The organism is Endozoicomonas sp. ALB032 (genome assembly GCF_049310125.1).
Taxonomy (GTDB): Bacteria; Pseudomonadota; Gammaproteobacteria; order Pseudomonadales; family Endozoicomonadaceae; genus Endozoicomonas_A.
In genome coordinates, this window is the sequence record NZ_JBLYNW010000001.1 from 3,795,952 (window position 1) to 3,815,146 (window position 19,195).

The 19,195-nt window shown below is 46.9% G+C and carries 14 protein-coding genes; 8 read left to right on the plus strand and 6 right to left on the minus strand.

All coding sequences use genetic code 11. From position 1 onward, the window contains the following. Window positions 1-2: 2 nt before the first annotated feature. From ACO6VG_RS14320 to ACO6VG_RS14330, 3 genes are all read left to right on the plus strand, one after another. Complete coding sequence (locus tag ACO6VG_RS14320; protein ID WP_422132938.1) at window positions 3-872, plus strand: ABC transporter ATP-binding protein; 870 nt, start codon at window positions 3-5, stop codon at window positions 870-872. Window positions 873-1,000: 128 nt separating this feature from the next. Continuing rightward, the gene (locus tag ACO6VG_RS14325; protein ID WP_422474425.1) at window positions 1,001-2,212 is read left to right on the plus strand and encodes an alginate export family protein; all 1,212 of its coding nucleotides are present in this window, start codon (window positions 1,001-1,003) and stop codon (window positions 2,210-2,212) included. Window positions 2,213-2,520: 308 nt separating this feature from the next. Then, the gene (locus tag ACO6VG_RS14330; protein WP_422132940.1) at window positions 2,521-3,381 is read left to right on the plus strand and encodes a D-hexose-6-phosphate mutarotase; all 861 of its coding nucleotides are present in this window, start codon (window positions 2,521-2,523) and stop codon (window positions 3,379-3,381) included. A gap of 48 nt (window positions 3,382-3,429) precedes the next feature. Here the strand turns inward: ACO6VG_RS14330 and ACO6VG_RS14335 are convergent, their stop codons facing one another. The 6 genes from ACO6VG_RS14335 to ACO6VG_RS14360 are packed head-to-tail and all read right to left on the minus strand — an operon-like array spanning window position 3,430 to window position 11,327. Then, entirely contained in the window at window positions 3,430-3,879 is a 450-nt protein-coding gene (locus ACO6VG_RS14335; protein ID WP_422474427.1) for a type IV pilin protein, read from the minus strand. A gap of 2 nt (window positions 3,880-3,881) precedes the next feature. After that, on the minus strand, window positions 3,882-8,915 hold the full coding sequence (locus ACO6VG_RS14340) for a pilus assembly protein (protein ID WP_422474429.1): 5,034 nt from the start codon (window positions 8,913-8,915) through the stop codon (window positions 3,882-3,884). A 14-nt stretch (window positions 8,916-8,929) separates the two neighbouring features. Beyond that, window positions 8,930-9,379, minus strand: coding sequence for a PilX N-terminal domain-containing pilus assembly protein (locus ACO6VG_RS14345; RefSeq protein WP_422451805.1), 450 nt, complete (start codon window positions 9,377-9,379; stop codon window positions 8,930-8,932). Between the two features lie 6 nt (window positions 9,380-9,385). Next, complete coding sequence (locus ACO6VG_RS14350) at window positions 9,386-10,354, minus strand: PilW family protein (RefSeq protein ID WP_422137452.1); 969 nt, start codon at window positions 10,352-10,354, stop codon at window positions 9,386-9,388. Further along, window positions 10,351-10,866 (minus strand): type IV pilus modification protein PilV, encoded by a 516-nt coding sequence (gene pilV, locus ACO6VG_RS14355; protein WP_422137453.1) that lies wholly within the window; start codon window positions 10,864-10,866, stop codon window positions 10,351-10,353. The genes ACO6VG_RS14350 and pilV (ACO6VG_RS14355) overlap by 4 nt, the downstream gene beginning before the upstream one ends. Next, window positions 10,863-11,327 carry a GspH/FimT family pseudopilin gene (locus ACO6VG_RS14360; protein ID WP_422137454.1) on the minus strand — a complete coding sequence of 155 codons (465 nt, stop codon included), beginning with the start codon at window positions 11,325-11,327 and terminating at the stop codon, window positions 10,863-10,865. Before ACO6VG_RS14360 ends, pilV (ACO6VG_RS14355) begins: the two co-directional genes overlap by 4 nt. A gap of 341 nt (window positions 11,328-11,668) precedes the next feature. On the opposite strand from ACO6VG_RS14360, the gene ACO6VG_RS14365 reads away from it, so the two are divergent. The 5 genes from ACO6VG_RS14365 to ACO6VG_RS14385 are packed head-to-tail and all read left to right on the plus strand — an operon-like array spanning window position 11,669 to window position 19,161. Then, window positions 11,669-12,208, plus strand: a complete 540-nt coding sequence (locus ACO6VG_RS14365; protein ID WP_422132947.1) for a GspH/FimT family pseudopilin — start codon at window positions 11,669-11,671, stop codon at window positions 12,206-12,208. Between the two features lie 28 nt (window positions 12,209-12,236). Continuing rightward, window positions 12,237-12,746, plus strand: a complete 510-nt coding sequence (pilV, locus tag ACO6VG_RS14370) for a type IV pilus modification protein PilV (RefSeq protein ID WP_422132948.1) — start codon at window positions 12,237-12,239, stop codon at window positions 12,744-12,746. Beyond that, a complete protein-coding gene (locus ACO6VG_RS14375) occupies window positions 12,743-13,798 on the plus strand; it encodes a PilW family protein (protein ID WP_422132949.1) in 1,056 nt (351 codons plus the stop codon). Before pilV (ACO6VG_RS14370) ends, ACO6VG_RS14375 begins: the two co-directional genes overlap by 4 nt. 10 nt (window positions 13,799-13,808) lie before the next feature. After that, window positions 13,809-14,369 carry a pilus assembly PilX family protein gene (locus ACO6VG_RS14380; RefSeq protein ID WP_422132950.1) on the plus strand — a complete coding sequence of 187 codons (561 nt, stop codon included), beginning with the start codon at window positions 13,809-13,811 and terminating at the stop codon, window positions 14,367-14,369. Window positions 14,370-14,391: 22 nt separating this feature from the next. Continuing rightward, on the plus strand, window positions 14,392-19,161 hold the full coding sequence (locus ACO6VG_RS14385; RefSeq protein ID WP_422132951.1) for a pilus assembly protein: 4,770 nt from the start codon (window positions 14,392-14,394) through the stop codon (window positions 19,159-19,161). Window positions 19,162-19,195: the final 34 nt, after the last annotated feature.

The following is a 19,195-nucleotide window of genomic DNA, read 5'->3' on the forward strand; positions in this document are numbered from 1 at the left end:
ACATGAACTCTCAAAAAGCAGCGGGCACTCTATTAGATATAAGCCACATCGACATGGTGTTTGATACACCAAAAGGACCTTTCACGGCACTCAAAGGCGTGGACCTGAAGATCAGTAAAGGAGAATTTGTTTCGCTGATTGGTCATTCGGGGTGTGGTAAGTCAACCGTATTGAACATTGTTGCCGGGCTTTACCAGGCCACTACCGGGGGTGTAGTCCTTAACGGTAAGGAGGTCAGGGAACCGGGACCGGAAAGAGCCGTGGTGTTCCAGAATCATTCTCTGCTGCCCTGGCTGACAGCCTATCAGAACGTTGAGCTGGCGGTTAAGCAGGTATTTGGACGCTCAAAAAGCAAGTCTGAAACAAAAGAATGGATAGAGCACAACCTGGAATTGGTGCACATGGAGCATGCCATGCACAAGCGACCTGATGAAATTTCCGGAGGTATGAAGCAGCGTGTCGGCATTGCCAGGGCACTCTCCATGCAGCCGGAAATTTTGTTGATGGATGAACCTTTCGGTGCTCTTGATGCTCTGACCCGGGCTCATATGCAGGACTCTTTGATGGAGATCCAGCAGGAGCTGAATAACACCGTCATCATGATTACCCATGATGTGGATGAAGCCGTACTGCTCTCGGATCGCATCGTCATGATGACCAATGGGCCAGAAGCCACTATTGGCGAAATTCTTGACATCAATCTGGAACGTCCCAGAGATCGTCTGGCTCTGGCAGAAGACCTTGAGTATACCCGCCTGCGCTCTGAAGTATTGAAGTTCCTCTATGAGAAACAGCGCAAGGTGGAAAACATCAGCAAGCATAAAAAGAAAAAAGAAGCTTCCAGCAGTAAGGAAAGCTTTCAGGCCGCGTAGTATCCGGGGGGGTATAACGCAGCTCAATCAACAATAACAACAATAAATCAGCAATGAGCGAGAAAAATAATTTTTTGTCGTCCATGCGATAAAAGGCTTTTCACAACAAAAAAACGGAGTTTAAGTCCTTGAAACACACAAAGGTAACATTACTGGCAGCGGCTATTGCGGGGGCAGCTGCTGTCTCAACAACTCAGGTTCAGGCTGACGAATTTATAGAAGCGCTTACCGGCGGAGAGGCGTATGGTGACTTCAGGCTCAGATACGAAACGGTTGATCAGGACAATACCCTGAAAGACGGCAAAGCACTGACCCTTCGCTCTCGACTGGGATACAAGACAGGGGATTACTACGGTTTCTCTGGCCTTTTGGAATTTGAAGATTCAAGGTCTATAGCGGGTATCGATGATTACAATGATGCGGTTGGCAATGGTGCTGACTATTCCGTGATTGCTGATCCGGAAGTGACTGAAGTCGATCAGGCATTTATTCAATATAAAATGGAAGGGCTGACAGCCAGGCTCGGAAGACAGGTTATCGCTTATGATAATCAACGTTTTGTTGGGCATGTTGGCTGGCGACAGGATCGACAAACCTTTAATGCATTCAGCGCTGATTATATGCCGGTTGAAGGACTGTCACTGAAATACGCCTACATCAACAAACGCAACCGGATTTTTGCGGAAGAAAAGGATCTGAGATCCAAGGATCATTTGCTCAACGCTTCTTATGCCACACCCTTAGGAAAACTGACCGGCTATGCATACTTGCTTGAGTTGGATGATGATACCGACAACAGTCTGGATACTTACGGCGTGCGACTCTCAGGTTCCGCAGATGTCAGTGACCTGAAACTCCTCTACACTGGAGAGTTTGCCACTCAGGAGTCCGAATCAGGTTCAGATAAATACGACGCCAATTTCTACTTTGTCGAGGGTGGAGTAGCGATATTCGGTATTACCACCAAAGTGGGTTATGAAGTACTGGGCTCCGATGATGGCAATTATGGCTTCTCGACGCCGCTGGCTACTGCTCATAAGTTCAATGGTTGGGCGGATCAGTTCCTGAGCACTCCTGCTCAGGGTCTTAAAGATCTTTATGCCACAGTCGGTGGCAAGCTTTTTGGTGGTAAGTGGTCGGTCACCTATCACGATTTCAGTGCTGATGAAGAGACCTCCACTATTGAAGATCTGGGTAAAGAGATCGACCTGGTCTACAGCAAGAAGTTTGGGAAGCACTATAACGCGGGTGTGAAATATGCCACCTATACTGCAGGCGATGATGCTGCTGGTAAGGTAGATACCGATAAACTCTGGTTGTGGGTGGGTTTAAGTTTCTGATAACAACGAAAAGGGAAGCCTGAGCTTCCCTTTCATAAAATAGTTATTGATCCCATATTCAATCCAGCTTATCGGATGTCCAAAATACGATATTTATCGTCTACTTACCCAATTCTCTATCTGAAGTTTTGATACTCTTTCATAGTCTTGTAAATTTTTGGTTGCCACAATAAGTCCAGACTGACCGCATACCCTGCTATCAGTGTATCTGCAGGTATAGATGTAAATGCATGTGTCGATGAGGTGTCTGATCATGTCACAGAAATGTGGGTCTGTTATTTTGATGTTACAACTCAGGAAGTTTCGCTATGACTTTTCAAACGAATTCTGCTTTCAAACCCAGAATGATAGGCGCTGTGCCTGTTCTTGAAATCGACAACCCTTTTGCCAAAGCTATGATTTCCCTGCAGGGAGGGCAGGTTTTAAGTTATCAGCCAAAAGGTCAGGAGAAGGTCCTCTGGATGAGCCCGCTAGCGGATATGGTTGAGGGAAAAGCGATTCGTGGTGGCGTGCCCATTTGCTGGCCATGGTTTGGTCCTCGACAGGAAGGAGGCCCCAATCACGGTTTTGCCCGTACAGAGCTTTGGAAATTTGAGTTGACTGACACGCTGGAGACTGGCGAGACTCGAGTTGTTTTGTCATTACCAATTGACAGTATTCCGGAATGGGATGGTAAAGCAGGCCTAACTATAGAGATTATTGTTGGCAAAACACTAAGAATCAGTCTGACCTCGAGAAACACTGGAGCAGGAAAAGTTGAAATCAGTCAGGCATTGCATACTTATTTCACCGTATCAAACACGGACCTGATCTGGATTGAAGGACTGGATGGCAAGCGTTACCTGGATGAGACTGACGACAGCAGAGCCTGCATTCAGGAAGGGGATGTGATCATTCAGGGTGAAGTCGACAGAACCTATATTGATGATAGCGAAGCCTGCATCCTTCACGATCCTGGTTTGGGAAGAAAAATCACCATCAAAAAATCCGGCAGCAACGGCACAGTCGTCTGGAACCCGGGACCTGTTCGGGCAGAAAAAATGCATGATGTGCCTACTTTTGATTATAAGTCTATGGTTTGTGTGGAAACGATAACGTTGCCCCAGGTTTCTGTTGGGCTGGAACCGGGGGGGAGTCATGTTATGGTGGCTGAGATTTTTGTGGGGTGACTGGTTTTTTTGGAATGGAGCCCTCGGGTTTAGAGGGCTTGTTCGAGGCTAGTTCCAGACGTTTACGAGTGTACCTGTCCCTCCTCGCTGTCCCAGCGAGGTCAGGGTTATAGTATCTCCTGCAGTTATACCTGAAGCACCGGTAGCCGTTGCAGTTAAAGTGTAAGTCACTCCACCCGCTGGAACAGCAATGGTAAGGTTGAAGTTCGGGTTGCCGGTTTCCGGACTTTGGGTGGCAAAAATGCTCGGAGCACCGTTGTCATTATCGCCATCGCCATCAGCTGCAGAAGCTCCTAAATAAGAGCCTGTTTGAGCTCTTTGTCTTTCCATTGCATTCGCCAATCCAGTGAGTGAGGCACGTGCATCCGCCGTAGCCGCATCCTGTACCTGTTGGTTATAGGCAGGAATCGCTACAGCAGCCAGTATTCCAATGATTGCTATAACAATCATCATCTCTATCAGTGTGAAGCCTTTTTCTGTTGTTCTTATATCTTTCATGGCTATCTAACCTGTCTCCAGTAGCTACTGCCTTCAAAGTTTGGACAAGCTACTTCTTCTCCATCTGTACCATTAAACATCAAGCATGTTGAGTCGTTTCCTGAAGATGGGTTTTCTTCACTATCTGGATCTGGGGTCTCGCCATCTGGAGATGGGTTTTCGCCATCTGGAGTTGGATTTGTACCACCTCCTGGTGGAGGTGTTCCTCCATCCGGCTGAGGTGAGGGTTCTGAATCAGAACCCTCGTCTTTTGCAAGCCGAATGAACACGCTGGCATCGACAATACCATTGGTATTAATCCGGTCACGATCAATAACCTGTCCGTCCAGGCTTGTTTTCCATGCCCAGCTTCGACCAGTAACTGCTGAACAAGTGTTTGTTGCATCCGCCTCTGGTGTAAAACTGCTGAAATAAATTTCACTGTTATAAATAGTCGGATCACTCAGAACTTTTTCATGCAAGCCAGGAATGGTCGACATAGCGAGATACCAGCCTTTCCCCAAGGTGTCAGAGCCTGTTGGCACTGATGTTACGTAATCACCGTCACTGTTTTGTGAATAAGTGATTTCTATCAGGTCATTATCATTCACGTTATACATTGTATGCTCCGGTATGGATCGCTTGGACTTATGGTTGTCGTCGTTGCTGTCAGAGCTAAAACTTGGGTTGTATAACTCCTCACTGGTAATGAAGAAAAAGCGATCTTCTGTGTGCTGGTTAATTCTTCCCAGAGGGTCAGAGCGTTTTCCACTACCCATGGCAATGCCTATATTAAGGCGTCCGTTTCTTCCGAAAGTTGTAATGTCGGGGCGGGTATAGAACTTGCGCGCGTTCTCTGCTTGCGTGCTCTGAGAAGTATCTTCAGCTGTTGGATAACCAATGTAAGCCATAACCCCGTCGTCGGAATCCCAGGTTCCATTACCATCCGAGTCACTTGGCCAGACTAGATTACCCAGTTCACTTCTTGAAGTAACAGCACAGTGATCGTTGCTGTACTCTCCGTTAGCGTTTGAAATGGGTATGCACTGATTCAGGTATAATCGCCAAAGCTGGCCTCCGGTATCTCCGAACAGAATCTGATCCGGGAATCCATCACCTTGGAGATCGGCCAGGCTGACTCCGCCAGGGATGCTGTATTGCATCTTATTCAGCTTAAGTGAGGCAGTATTATCCGGGCTTGCGTGCCAGAGGAGTTCTCCCGTACTTGCATCAACAATGTATATTGCATTACCCATGGTGTCTGTCTTGTATATTGCAGAGGCATCCTGACTGTTGTCGTAGCCTCCTGAAAAGACAAGTACATCAATGGTTTCAGTAAGGTTGCTGCTTACTTTGTTATCTGTTGAGCTGTCGACCGACTTGCCTATTCTTATTTTTGCTTTAATTGGCTTCGACCAGGTTTGTCCAAGTCGACTGAAATTACCTTCACCTCCACGAATGAACCAAAGCATTTCAGGAGTGCTTAAATCTGTGACATCCAATGCATAATAGTTTCGTCCTCCGCGACGCATGCCTACATAGGCATATACGAACTCATTCGGGTTTAGAGTGTCACTGGGTATTAACAGGGTATCGCTGTCATTGTCGTAGTCCATAGTGTCTGCACCACCATAGATCACACCATTACCATTTACATCGTTGGTCCATAAGGTAATGTCACCATCCAAACCATAGGGGCGGCCCTGCTGTCCTGGTATACGGCTTGTTGTGTTGTTTTCCTCGAGAGTCTCCAGGATTGGCAATAATTCTTGTGGAATAAACGAGAAGTATTCCATATTTTGCTCTTGGCCGGATATAGGGGTGGTGTTGAATGCATGGAACATTCCATCATTGCTGCCAATGAACAGGGCAAGCTCCAGGTTATCTTCACTACAACTGTAGAGGTTGTCTACGGTTTGGTTACGACACCGGTAATTTGCTAATGCGGGTGTGGAGTGGAGGGGGTCTCCCATCCAGGTGTTAGGGTTTCTTACCCAATTTATTAATTCATTCTTCCTGGCAACATCAGCATTATTCAGGCCAAACAGGTCAGGTGTCAGATTTGAGTTTGTAATTTTCAATTGTTGATTATCAGCCGCAATAGAGACAGAAGTGCCCGCTGGGTTTTGACCAATATAGGTAAATATTTTACGGTTATCTGCACCATTGAAGCGACTGGCTGCACCGCCTTCATCAACGTTTTTGCCATCCTGCGTAGCGCTCCAAAAACTCTTGGAAGCATCAGTAAAGAAACCTGTTTCCTGATCTATAGCCGGTAGAGGGGGGGTACTACCGTCATAAATTTCTGTGGAGTCATTATTGTCAGTGAGCAACTGGTACTTTTTAAGGTTTCCTATCCAGCGATCGCTGAGAGAGGGCTTGAAGACGCTGTAGAAAATCTTGTTCAGGTGCCGGGATTGGTTGAATGAGTTTGCAGCAACACCAGGCGCTGCAAAAGTACTTTCCTTGTCAAGAATGCCGTTAACAATATCGTTGAAAGCATTTGCCAGATCCTGAGCGTTTTTTGCCTCATAGTAGCCTACTTCGCTATCGGGCTTCGTTCTGTCTCTTCCCTGATAGGCCAAATTCTGCATGAACTGTTTGGCATTCTGATCAGCTTGTGTTGCAAAAGCGATTGTGTGGGTGGTTACTGTATTGACAGACTCAACGGTATCAACCAGATCGTTTGTAGCCATCCAGTTTGCAAGGGATCTGCCACACTTTTCACCATCATTGTAGGCATCTCCTGAACAGGTCTGGCCGATCAAGCTGGCAATGCCATCTATTGCTGTAGAGGTATTGCTGTTCGCTTGTCCATCAGTCAACAATACAAGATGGTTGGATTGGCAAGAGTTAACTATGGGAGTTTGGTTTCCTCGAAAAATGCTTGTGTAGTAATTGGCTGCATTGTACATACTCGGAACAATGGGGGTGCCTCCACCAGCCGACATATTGTCAACAAGAGATACGAGATGATCTTTAACTCTATAGCCTGCACTTGTGTCGATACCACCGTCTGCGACTTTAACTATCAGTCGAGGCGAAGATGATGGACTATTATCGTAACTCTTTGCATAACGCTCACCCCCGGTGGCCTTGAGGATCAGGGTCAGATTATTGCCAGCCTGCCAGCCATTTCTGCTGATGACTTCAGTGATAACATCTTTTATGTCCGGTGAGCGATAAGTGATGCCAGTAATCCAGTTTTCCTGAATTGACCAGTCAACAGATGCAGAGGTTAAGCCGCTGCGATAGCTGATATTTCTGTAGCCACTGACAAATGCTGACGAAGTATCCCGATCCTCTGCCTGAATACGGATTGACATGTTCCCTGAATTATTATTATGTGAGGTCAATTCAAGATAGGCTTCTAAAATGGTGGCATTTTTCTTCAGGGGTAATCTTGGGTAATGAAGACCGCCTGTAGAATAGGTGCTTGAATTACCACCCATGCGAATCTCATTGTTATATAAATAGATACCTCCATCAGAGTTCCACTCATAAGCATCCTGATCTGAACCATTAATGCGCGTGTTAATGATAGAGGTTATGCAACCCGATCCGTTTGCGGGTGGAGTGTATTGAACAACGAGGCGAGGCTTTTTAGCATTGTTCCTGTCAATGCTGTAGGCAGTTCGGTTACCACTTCCAGAACCCTTGCTAATATAGAAGGTGCTGCTGTCATTTCCACACCAGTTACTATCATTAACAACCTCTTGAAGTAGGCTTGCTACATCAACCTCATGAACACTTGGATCTTCGGAAGTTCCTGCGGACCAGCTTCCGGGAGTCCAGGTTATAGGTCCGTATTTTTCCCTGCTGCTGAGGTTCTGATTATTTTGAGAAAATGAATTATTGTGGTTGCCTGTTGGTTTTCCTGCGAAGACATTAAAAGATATAGGCTCAGAACTGTTTTCAGTGGATGTAAACTCTATTTTTGCACTGTTTATTGTTGAGCCGCTGGGGATCCCTACTGACTGGAAGCGAACTCCTGTTAATTTTTCAACAGTACTTTCCGGTACAGAGTATTTTATGAACAGTTTGGGGGCGTAGCTTTTATAGCTCCCATCGGATTGTTCTTTGAATATATGACGATCATTGGGTGTTCCACCAATAACTTCCATGAAAAGAGCCAGATTGTTCAGCTTCTCACCAGCCGTCCAATTGAGCGATGCATCGTTCAGAATCGATTGTATAACACTTGATATATCGTCAGTTACTCCGTTGGTGTTACTTAACCAGTCATCAGGTTCCCAAACATGGCTGGCAGAAGTTCGAGGCCTATTTCCAAAATTACTTTGATCCGGTCCCATTGATTGCGGGTTTTTCGCCAGCTCTGCATCAATTTTAATTTCCACAAACTCATCGGTATCATACGTGCTGCGAAATTTAATATGAGCCTCTTCGATAATGGCATTAAAGGGTATTTCGAGATTTCTGAAATACAGCCCATTCAACTGAGTGCTATAAAATGAATAGTATGATGTGTTATACCAAATTGAACCATCTGAACTGAGCCCTTCAGGACTGTCATAATAGTTTTGAAGCTGATAAGTTCGCTCTTGACTATTTATAGCTGAACTGCTCACAACACCTAGTGTGAGAGTGTTGGAAGATGTAGTTACCGCGCCCGTCGTGAGATCTTCAGTAGCATCATCGGTTGATTCTAAAAGCTCAGGTGTTCCAGCCAGAATAATATCTGAGCCATAAAGGGCATCAATATCCGTAACAGGAAAAGTGAGTCGGCTTGACTCTCCTGATCGGGCGTGAAGTTTCATTAAACCAGCATTGATGTCAGATGCATTTGCCATAATGTCACCAAATGACTGCTTAAGAACATCAAGGCGAGAGTCTTCTCCATAGCCTGCATCATAGTTATCTGTGAGTGACCAATCCATCGAACCTGAGTTATCAAGGATAAAAAGTACATTAGGCTTGATTGAACTATCATAGTTTGGATTGCTCAGGAATATGTCTGTATCGTCACTCCATGTTGCAGTACTGGTGGTGAGTAAAAGGGAAGTGAGTAAAGTTATATTAATGGACTTCAATTTCATGGAGGCTGTTCCTGTTACTCCAATATCGCTTTAATAAAACCAGCCTCAAGTTCTGTGACTGTATTCGCATTATTCATGTTTGCATTGCTGACAGTTCGAAAGCGGTAGAGCTTAAGACCATCAGAACGTAAGCCTTGTCCCTGAACGATACCTACCCGGGTGGTGGTTGCCTGAGCTGCAACCTGGGAGCCAGAGGCGTCAGTAAATATGAAGGTTTGTGTGTATCCACCTTCTCCAGCCTGATCAACGGCAAATTTGAGATCCATATCGTTTTCATTCTGGCTTAAGCTACTTTCAGCAGCTTGAAACGTTGAGTTTTTTTGTTGAACAGTCAGAGAGATGCGCTGATCCAGAGTGGAGTAACGTACTGATCCGATTGCAATTACGGTAACCAATAGCAAAATTATCAAAGAGATGAATAGAATTGCACCTCTTTCAGATTTATAGGGGGCCCTTGTTTTCATTTCTGATTATCCCCGATTTCTTAAGTTGATTGTTGTTGTAAAAACTCTCCTGAGGAAACGGTCATTAGCAACAAATTGATTGTTTGCGGCAGCCGTGTTCAGAATAGGGAAAGTTTGTTGAGTTGCCTGAGGAAGTACAGCTGCTCTTGAGACGGCAATTAGACTGATTCTAACCTTTCTGAGGTTTTGCCATTGGCAGTCACCCGCTGTGTTACCAAAGTCGCTTATATCACAGTATCTCAGGCCACCATTATCTATGACGCCATATAGAACTTGCATGTTCTCGATGCCGTCAACCATATTGACGCCATCACGGCGAAGTGTCGTTCCGTTGATGTCGTATATGAGACCTTGGGGCACACCTGCAACCATACTCCCTACTCTGAATAATGGATGACTCTGATTGCACGTGCTATCAGGAGTGCACGTGGACAGGAGAACCATGTCACTAGTATCGATATTTTGTTGTGGTGTAATTTGAGTAGTGTTTGCAGCACCAGCATTAGGAGTAAATATGGCAACGTTCTGGCAGTCTGAAACAAGGAAGATATCATTGGCATCGTATGTCACAGAGTTCTCCAGAGTAATACTACCTGCAGAAAAAAAACTGCTGACATCGGTATCGGAAAACTCTTCTGATGCTGTAAACATCATTAAAGTATCATTGTTTGTGCCATTTCCTTCAGTGCCACCTAATGCCTGATTTGCAAAATTAAGCACAGAGTTATTCATCGAGGTCATAGTGGATGGGGCACAGTCTCCCTGATATCCAGCCATTCTAATGTCGCGCTTAATCATATCCATAGCTATTCGAGCACTCTCCCTGATTTGAGAAAGTGCAGTTTCTGTTGCATTGGAGGTAACTGAGTCAGCAAACATCCGGGTTACGCCCAGCATTAATAAGGCACTGAGGGCAATAGCCACCATGAGTTCTACAAGGCTAAGACCGAGTTGTTTTGAGTTGTACGACTTCATATTTCAAAACCCATTTCGTAGCTTCGCTGTAAAAGTTGTTGTGATCCGCTATCAGTTTCCTGCCAGTTGATTGTTAGAGTAAATTGATTATTGTTCTGGGCCAGAGATGCTGTGGCACCAGCAATTGTTGGTTGCCAGTTATTGCCATCAAGCCCTATATTGTTCACATCAACAATGTGATCCAGCCATTCTCTGATGTCGTGTGCGGCAAGCTGGTCTGGATTGCATCCTCCTCCTTGAAAGATACAAGCAGGGTCATTAGGTGCGGCGAGCTGACCATTACCGTAGCTGCCATTGAGAGCAGCGTCTCTGTTATTTCTCATTCTCTCTGCCAGGTCATAGGCCAGAAGAGCAGCTTGTGTTCTGGAAGCGGCCCCCTGAGATGATTGGCTGCCCAATAATTGAAGGCTGGCCATTCCCAGAAGACCTATAGACAAGACTAAAACGGCTACAAGAATTTCAATGAGCGTGAACCCCTGTACCATTTCTGAGGTGAGTTTATTCCCGGTCATTGTATCCTCGCTTGTCCGGAACCATTTAGCTGAATCGTTCCACAGAAGGCAGCACCTCTGGCATCACATACAGTCAGTTGAATAGGTGCGATAAGTTGCCCGTTCTGGTCGAAGTCAACTCGGGCGACGTTGACCTGATTTCCGCCTTCAAGAGGGGTGAAGGTTTGCAGAAGGTTCGCTCCCTCAAGGACAATAAAACCATCAGACCAATCATTGTCATTGCAGGTAGCTTGATCATTGGAGCCACAGACAGTTATGGCCATATTTCTTGCAGATGCTTCACTTCGTGCCAAGTGAAGTGCACCCAAAATACGGTTCGTCTGAGATGTAATCCTGCTGTCCTGAATGGATGCATCAAAACTGGGGTAGGCAATACTGGCAAGGATGGCCAGTATTGCCACAGTGATCATCAGCTCTATTAATGTAAAGCCGGAATACTTGATGGGATTCTGAACATCCATGAAAAAGCATTTCTTCTTGTATTTATTTTTCTTCTTTTCGAAAGCCGCAGGCAGTGTACCGATCCCTGCATGGCCGAGTTGAACACAATGTTTTTGCAGTTGGCAGTAGATACCGATAAGCGGTATTTCATCTGGATGAGCTGTTATAAGTACCTGCCACTTTGCCCCCTGCCGAAATCTTTTATCCCTGAAAACCAAGCGGTTTTTGCCATTGGTCGGTTGAAGCGATCTTGCTATCCGAGTTTCTTACAGTGCTTCTACGGTTTGAGATCAGAGACAACTAAAGTGCAGTTAAACGATGAGAAACCTTCTTCCCAAAGTATCGAAACAGAGAACTGATTATGGTGTTCGGATCGGGCCAAAAATGGAAAAGCGGGGCAGGGATGACGCTTCCTGAAATGCTGGTCACACTGTCTGTTTTTGCGATTCTTATCACTGTTGCAGCTCCCTCAATGAAAGATGTACTGGCAGATCGTCGTGTTGCTGCTAATACCCAGACACTGTTCGGCAGTATGTTGCTGGCCCGAAGTGAGGCGATTAAACGACGAAGTCCTGTTTCGATTTGCAAGTCCAGTAATGGGTCTGGGTGTGATAACTCACTGATGAACTGGAGCTCAGGGTGGCTGGTGTTTGCAGATGAAGATGCTGATGGTGCTCTCGACTCGGAAGATCAGTTAATCAGAGTCTTTGGAGATACGGATAATCTGATTTCCATGCAGTGGAATAATGGCAACACGCTGGGTTTTAACCCTCATGGACAAGCCCGGCTGGCAGGCACATTTACTCTGTGCGAAGCCAATTCGAGTGGCTTTGAAGTCAGGCAGATAGTTCTGAGTCTCACCGGGAGAGCAAGGGTGTCAGAGTCGGGAACCTGCAACTGAATAGACTGTGAAATCTACTGAGGTGCGTATGAAAGGAAGTACACGCAACCTGATCAACCAGCTGTATCAGAAGGGTATTGGCCTGATCGAGGTCATGGTGGCTCTGCTGGTGATCTCCGTCGGTGTGTTGGGCATGGCTGGCCTGCAAACCAAAAGCCTCCAGCATAACCAGTTGGCTTATCTCCGCTCCCAGGCTGTCATTGTTGTCAACGATATGATGGATCGTATTCGTGCGAATAAAACAGTCGCAGCTACGGGCAGTGATTACATCACTTTGGAAACAGAGCATGTTGCCGCTGCCTGTACGACTCAGGAATTTATTAATAGCTGTGAATCTGCAACCTGCAGTGAGTCACAGTTAGCAACCTATGATGTGCAGCAATGGAAATTCCAGCTGGCCTGTCAGCTACCCGATGCTACAGGCTCTATTGCCATAGAAGATACTTCCTCAGGCCGTGTCTATGTCATCACTCTGAAATTCAATGATTCCCATAGTGCCCAGGCAGCACGTGAAGTGGTGTTGAGGAGTGCACTATGAATAGAGAGGGGGTGAAGCAGGCAGGGTTATCACTGGTAGAGATGATGGTCGCCCTGCTGTTGGGGTTGATTCTTATCGCGGGTATTGGGCACCTTTTTTTGAGTGCCAATCGCACTTACATGTTACAGGATGAACTCTCCCGCATTCAGGAAAATGCGCGCTTTGCCATTGATTTGATCGCGCGGGATATTCGTATGGCTGGCTCTACAGGTTGCCCTCCCTCTTCGGATCTTGCCAATGCTTTATTTACCAGCACGGATGACCGCATCTGGATGGCACACTTTGATAAGGGCATTCTGGGTGTTCCCCAGGCCAATAATTCCAGAGTCGACAGCAATGCTATTTCAGAGAGTGTTGTCATTCACAAGGTTGATCAGGAAAGCGCGTTGAGTGTCATCAGCCACAATACCGGAACGGCCAGAATGACGCTGTCGGCTCCTCATAGTTTTAATTCAGGAGATCTTCTGGTTGCGGTTCGCTCTGACTGTCAGGGGGTCTCCGTTTTTCGTGCCGGAGCCAATACCAGTGGCTCAATGGTCTCTCACGAATCAGCTTCCAGTGGCAACTTGTATAACTGCACCAGCCAATTGGGTGGAAGCTATAACTGTCTGACATCCGCTGCGGACGCCAAAGCTGAGAGTCATACCGGTTCACAGGTTTTTCCTCTGTCTTCTGTCGTTTACTACCTCCGGGACAGTAACGGTGTCCCGAATCTCTATCGCAGGTTTGCCGGAGAAACTTCCTCTGGAGCGATTAATTCAGCTGAAGCGCTTCTTGAAGGTGTAGAAGGTTTAAGTCTGCTTTATGGCTATGACAGCGATGACGATGGCATTGCCAATCAATATCGAACCGCTTCAGAGATAGGGTTGTTCAGTCTTGATTGGCAAAATGTCACCAGTGTGCGTATGGAGATGCTGTTTAGAAGTTTTCAGGAGGTGACGGACACCCCTCAGTCCTATTTTTTTGCCGGAAACCGCATAACACCCTCGGATAATTTTTTACGTCGATCTTTTGTGATCACTATGGAGTTGCGGAATCGAATTCCGCAGTGAGGATCGCTCAATGAAAAGCACAATGAAGTCTCAACAGGGAAGCGTTTTAATGGTCAGTCTGGTGCTGCTATTGATTCTCACAGTAGCCGGTATTACTTCGATCAGGATGACCAGTCTGGAAGAGAAAATGACCGGTAACTTTCGAAATGAACAATTAGCCTTTCACTCTGCCGAAGTGGCAGTGCTCGAAGCTGAAAATTACATTGCCAATACCGTTTTTTCCCTTTCCAGTTTTAATTCAGGCTGCAGCAATGGGCTTTGTTTCAGTGGCGCTGAAATTACCGATGCAGGAACCTGTGAAAATGGCAGTGACAGGCCCTGGGAGGATGAGTCTGTCTGGTCTTCCTCTTCAAAACATCGAACGACGGTCATTAATCTGGAAGGTATATCTGCTCAGGCTAAATACATCGTTGAGTTCCGGTGCTATCTACCCAAGGAAAGTGATGGCCCTGTCCCCGACCCGGGCAGTTTTACTGACTGGGCGCAGTTTTATCGGATTACCGTATTGGCAACGGGTGGTTCTACAGATGCCCGGGTCATGCTGCAGACTACTTATAAAAAAAATGACTAGCTATAGCTCAAGGAGTGCAGTCATGAAGATGAAGCAAATGCTGATAAACAGCCTGTCTGTTTTGTCAGTCTGGTCCACTCTGGTATCAGCAGATCCCTCATCGAATCTCTATTCATCGGTGCCACCTCTGTTAAGTCGAAGCTCGGAACCTCTGGTTATGTTGGTGATGTCGGTTGATCACGAGCTGTTTAAAAAAGCCTACCCGGATTACTCGGATCTGGATGGTGATGGTCAGTTGGATGTGACCTATAAAGACGACTTCGAATACCTGGGGTACTTCGACAGTCAGTGGTGCTATTCGTACAGTTCGTCGAATGGGCGATTTTCACCGGTTGCACTGGCAACCGGTACCCATAGTCACTTCTGTGATACAGCAAGTGCACCATGGAGTGGTAATTTTCTGAATTGGGCGACCATGAGTCGAATGGATGTTCTGAGAAGGGTGCTCTTTGGGGGTAAACGTTCTTCTGATAGTTCATCATTGACCGTTCTGGAAAGAGCCTATTTGCCCAGAGATATTCATGCTTTTGTCAAAGTATACAATGGCAGTGATCTTGCCAGTCTGACTCCTTACAGTGGTTCTGTGAGTTTTTGTAATCTGGCGACCAGTGAACTTGGTGAACCAAAGGTTCGTATTGCCAGTGGTCAATGGCCACGCTGGGCTTCTACTGAAGTGATTCAGTGCCAGTGGGGTGCGTCTAACAGTCCTTCCAGCAGCTATGAGTTAGCAGAAAAAACGGTTCGGGTTGAATCCTGTGTAGCAGGTAAAGATGCATCAACGTCGGTTCGTTGCAGAGAGTATTCTAATGGCAACGCCAAACCGGTGGGATTGCTGCAACGCTATGGTGAAGATGGCAGTCTCCGGTTTGGCTTGATCAGCGGCAGTTACGACAAGAATATTTCTGGTGGCTTGCTGCGAAGAAATATCTCCAAAATTGGTGGTAACTCGTCGTCTTCTGATGATGAGGTCAATGTATCTACCGGTATTTTTAACGGCTCTGTCAATGGCATCATACAGCACATCAACAGCTTCAGAATTGCCAGGTACAGCTACAGTCAGAATAAATATACCGACTGCAGCACTTATGGCATTTCCATTGATACCTTTAAATCAGGGCGTTCAACTTATTCAAATCGTCATTGCAGCAACTGGGGGAATCCACTGGCTGAAATGTATCTGGAGGCTCTAAGATACTTTGCCGGTCAGTCATCACCCAGCAGTGCTTTTGATACCAGTGTTGATGATCAATTTGTGTCAGGACTGTCGACCGAGTCCTGGATTGCCCCCGTCACTTCAGCCAACGCCTGTGCCAACTGTTCAATTATCCTGTTGTCCAGCGGACTGAACTCTTTTGATTCCGACGAACTCTCCAGTAGTGCCGATTTGCCTGGCTTGTCGGGTACTGCCAGTGTGAATAGCAAAACCGATGAAGTAGGTGAGCTTGAATATAACAATAACTTTGCTGGTAACTATCTGGTTGGAGGTACAGGTAGCACGCGACAGTGTACAGCTAAGTATCTTAATGGGTTGTCAGAAGCCAAAGGCCTGTGTCCTGAGTTGCCTCAGCTGGAGGGGAGTTATCAGGCGTCCGGATTGGCGTTCTATGGCAACCAGACCGATTTGAACACTACTCTTGATGGTGTGCAGAAAGTCAAAACCTATGCCGTTCAATTGGCAGAGAGTATGCCTAGCTTTACCCTGAATGCGGGTGGTAAGCCTGTCACTTTCCAACCGGTTTGTCATACCAGCTCCAACTTTGGTTCCGGAACGAATTTCTCTGGCAGTGGTAGTGACTGCACACTCACTGATGTAGTGGTAGAGAATACAGTACTGAACTCTGATGGTGAGGTCGTGGAAGGCAGCTTGCTGTTTACCTGGGAGGACTCTCTCTGGGGTAATGATTTTGATTATGACGCTTCCTCACGCATTAAGTTTTGTGTTGGAGCCCAGTGCTCAGCCACTTCAGATTCAACCCTGCGTGTGGGTAGTTTTGGCAGTGACCAGGTGCGAATGGCTGTCCAAGTAGATGGTGTTTATGCCGGATTGAACCTGAGGTTCAGTTACACAATGACTGGTACTTACGACGATGGATTACAAAACGATTTTGTCTACAAAGGGCAGACGGATTATGAAGTGAATAACTTTACGGCCAGCGGCAACTCAGCAGGTCTACTTGAAAAACCGCTCTGGTTTGCGGCCAAGTACGGTGGCTTTGTTGATCTTGATGGCGATGGTACGCCCAGGTATGACGAAAATGGCGATGGGATTTCAGATGACGACCGGGAGTGGGATAGCCGGAATAATACTACAGGCTCAATAGGCGCAGATGGTTTACCTGACAATTATTATTTCGCTCGTAACCCCAGCCAGTTAGAAGCTCAGCTGGGGCAAGTGTTGCAGGATATCGTCAGCAGGGTGTCCTCCGCCACCAACGCGGCACTTTTTTCGAACAGTCAGACTGGCGCAGGTGTTCTCTATCAGGCGCTGTTTCAACCCGTTATGGAGTACAACGGTAAGACCATTTCCTGGGGTGGTATGCTTCACGCGCTCTTTGTCGACAGTAAGGGTTTACTTCGCGAAGACAGCAATGGTAATGACAAGCTTGATGATTATACGGTCGATAAAGTCGTGAAGTTGATTTTTGACCCCAACTCCAACCAGACGCTGCTTCAGAGATATTCCACTTCAGATTCAGGGGTAACACTGACGCCCGACGGCGCTCTTAAGTCCCTGAATCAGCTGGATGCAATCTGGGATGCCAGAGATCAATTATCCAGTCTCTCCAACGTCACCAGTCAGCGTACCTTCAGTTCCCTCGCTTCAGGTGGCCGCCATATTCTGACCTGGCTGGATGAAGATAATGATGGTGTTGTTGATATCGGTGAAACTCTGCCACTGACGCCTGATACATTCAGCACAAGCGAGGGTTATCTGGGGGTTTCAGCTTCTGAGGTTGCCAATGTCATCAACTATGTTCGCGGTGAGGAGATCTCCGGAACCCGTCCTAGAACCATTGACTACGATGAAGACGGAGACGATGATGTCTGGCGACTGGGTGATATTATTCATTCAACACCACAGCTGGTGTCTTCTCCGGAAAGTCGGTTTGATGCCCTCTATTCCGATACCACCTATACCTCCTTCTACAACCAATACAAAAACCGTCGGCACATGCTTTACGTAGGGGCTAATGACGGCATGATCCACGCTTTTAACGGTGGCTTCTGGGATGACAGTCAATACGGCTATAACACAACGGGGGATAACAGCGAAGTCAGCCATCCACTGGGTTCTGAACTTTGGGCTTATACGCCCATGAATCTGTTGCCTCATCTGCAGTGGTTGAGAGAGCCGGACTATCCCCATGTTTACTACATGGATGCAGAGCCTGTAACTTTCGATGCCAACATTTTTGACAGTAATGACAGTGATTATCCCGGCGGCTGGGGAACCGTGCTGGTGATGGGTATGCGTCTTGGTGGCGGTGATTACGAGGTGACTTTGGGTGGGAATAACAAAACACTTCGCTCTGCCTATGTAGTGCTGGATATCACTAATCCAGAGGAGCCCCCTAAACTGCTGGCGGAAATAACCCATCCGGAACTGGGCTTTACCACTTCTCGCCCTGCTCTGGTAAAACGTCGTGTGGCTGCCAAAGACAGCCAGGGTGAAGATGATTGGAGTCAAACACCTACGACGAATGAATGGTATCTGGTTTTTGCATCAGGACCCATCGGTACAGGGGAGTCTGGCATACGAACGGCACTGGATGACGGGTCGAGTAATCAGAATCTGAAACTCTTTGTCTATGATCTGAAAAGTAAAGCTTTTGTGTCGGGCATGGCGCCGATGGATTCAGGGGTTTCTCAGGCATACGGAGGTAATATTACAGCTGTGGATTGGGATCGGGATTATAAAGACGATGCCGTTTATCTCGGAGCAGTTGCAACAGGTGCTTCGACTTTGGATGGCAAACTTATGAGATTGCGTCTGCAAAACACTATGGCCGACTCAACACTGGCAACACTTCTTGATACCGGGAAGCCGATTTCAGCCGCCCCTGTTGTGGCCTCAGACAAGCGTCATCATTGGCTTTATGTAGGGAGTGGAAGACTACTGACGTATGATGACAATCGCACAACACAAGCACAGTCCTTCTATGGTTTCAGGGAACCACAGGATAGCAGCGGTGCTTTAACCTACAATGCGGTGTCTTTATCAGATCTGGTCAATACGACGGACGTTCAGGTCTACACCAATGGTAACATCAATAAAAAAACCAGCAGCGGCAATGTGGCTTATACAGTGGACTCCTCAACCGTCAGTAGCTTTACTGCGCTTCAGTCAGTGATTGCGGCCAAGAGTGGCTGGATGATTGATTTAGAGGGTGATGGTGTTATTCCCGCCGGGCGGTCAATCACCTCGGCTTCCCGATTGTTTTCTCTGATTCTGTTCACTGAATACAAGCCATCAGCAGACAGTTGCCGTGTGGATGGTTCCAGTACTCTGGTCGGCTTGCATTACCAGACGGGGACAGCATCACCCGATCCCGTTCTGGGTGAGCAGGATCAGGGCGATCAAACCAGCGCTGATCTTTCCATAAAAAGAGTCAATCTGGGGCTGGGCTATGCGTCGTCTCCCGTTATCCATCAGGGGGCTGGTGGCAGTCGATCTGCGGTAACCCAGGGCGCCGGGGGCAGTATCAGTAGTCACGAACTGAATTACCGTTTCCAGACTTCTGGCAGAATGTCATGGCGACAGATCTTGAGCATTCCCTGGGGAAGCGAATGATTCCATGGATCTCTGGTCTTGCCTTTCTTTTCAA